Annotated in this window: 2 protein-coding genes; one reads left to right on the top strand and one right to left on the bottom strand. The window is 63.4% G+C overall.

Going from position 1 to position 1097, the window contains the following annotated elements; translation table 11 throughout:
* Nucleotides 1-333: 333 nt before the first annotated feature.
* Nucleotides 334-741, top strand: coding sequence for a hypothetical protein (locus tag DM816_RS41980; protein ID WP_117215952.1), 408 nt, complete (start codon nt 334-336; stop codon nt 739-741).
* A 208-nt stretch (nt 742-949) separates the two neighbouring features.
* On the opposite strand, the gene DM816_RS46105 is transcribed toward DM816_RS41980, so the two are convergent.
* The coding region (locus tag DM816_RS46105; RefSeq protein ID WP_162908444.1) for an ANTAR domain-containing protein at nt 950-1097 on the bottom strand (148 nt) is incomplete at its 5' end.

Consider the following 1097-nt stretch of genomic DNA (forward strand, 5'->3'; position numbering starts at 1 on the left):
ATTTGGCTGATCATCGGCCTGGTAGCGGCGGGCCAGCGCGGATACTTCAGCGGCTCGGAGAAAAACTGTGCCGACGCCGGAAACACCATTCTCACCGTCATCGCCGGGCCGTTGAACTACATCGGCATCAACCCGAAGGTCCAATGCACCATGCCGCAACCGTCGCAATAAACCGTCAATACTCAGCAGAGGGCAGGGCGTGTCGCCGCCGTGACCACGGCGCGCCCTGCCGACGCCGGCCCCAGCGCAGAGGTTCGTGTGACTTCGCTCGCGTCGATGGGTACCGCTTGTTGGTTGATTCGGGTACCAGATGGCGGTTGCGGATCTTTATCAATGCTGGTGGATTTCGGTACCGGGTTTGCCGGCTTGTTCGGTTGGGGCGAGCGTTTGGGCCGGGCGGTAGGAGTCGGTGCCAGTCTCGATGATGTCGCCGCCGAAGGTGAGCCGGTGCTGACGCCGACCGTGATCCTGATGGTCGTGCTGCAGCTGCCGCTACATGCCCGCTGGGCCGTGAGCAGGCCGGCGTTCGACCGGTTCGCGGCCGAAATGGCCGCCGACCCCGACGCGACGCCGTCGGGCTGGATCGGCGCGTACGAGATCACGCATGCCCGCCGCGTCAGCGGCGGGTGGATATTCTATGAGGCCAACGGCAACCTGTTCGACGACGCCGGCTTCGCCTGTCTGCCGACCGGACCCACAGACGACCTCGGTGACGGCAGTTGGGGGACCCGCAGTTCGTGAACCTCGGCGGTCCCTGGTACAAACTGGACTGCCAGCTGGTGAGGCCTCATTCCGGCAACAGAATCGGCTCGGTGCCGTCTGCCCGTCCGCCAGCCAGCCAAGGGAACCCGGTGCCTCACAACACCACACAGATTGTGAGCAAGATATTTGAGCGGCAGAACCGATTCGCGTTGGTGCCAGTAATGGGTCGTACCGGAGGTAGTCCGTTCTATTCTGCTGTTTCTGGTGTGGTGGTGGGTGGGAGTTGCTCTGTTCCGTCGACGACTGCGTGGGCGAGTTCTGATAGCCGCCGGTTGTGGTTTCGGGCGTGTGCGCGCAGTATCTCGAACGCCCGGTCCATGTCGACCTGTAACCGT

The organism is Allorhizocola rhizosphaerae, assembly GCF_003426775.1.
Taxonomy (GTDB): domain Bacteria; phylum Actinomycetota; class Actinomycetes; order Mycobacteriales; family Micromonosporaceae; genus Allorhizocola; species Allorhizocola rhizosphaerae.

Coding starts and splice junctions, on each gene's coding strand:
- DM816_RS41980 (WP_117215952.1), top strand. CDS start 334: ATGCTGGTGGATTTCGGTACCGGGTTTGCCGGCTTGTTCGGTTGGGGC.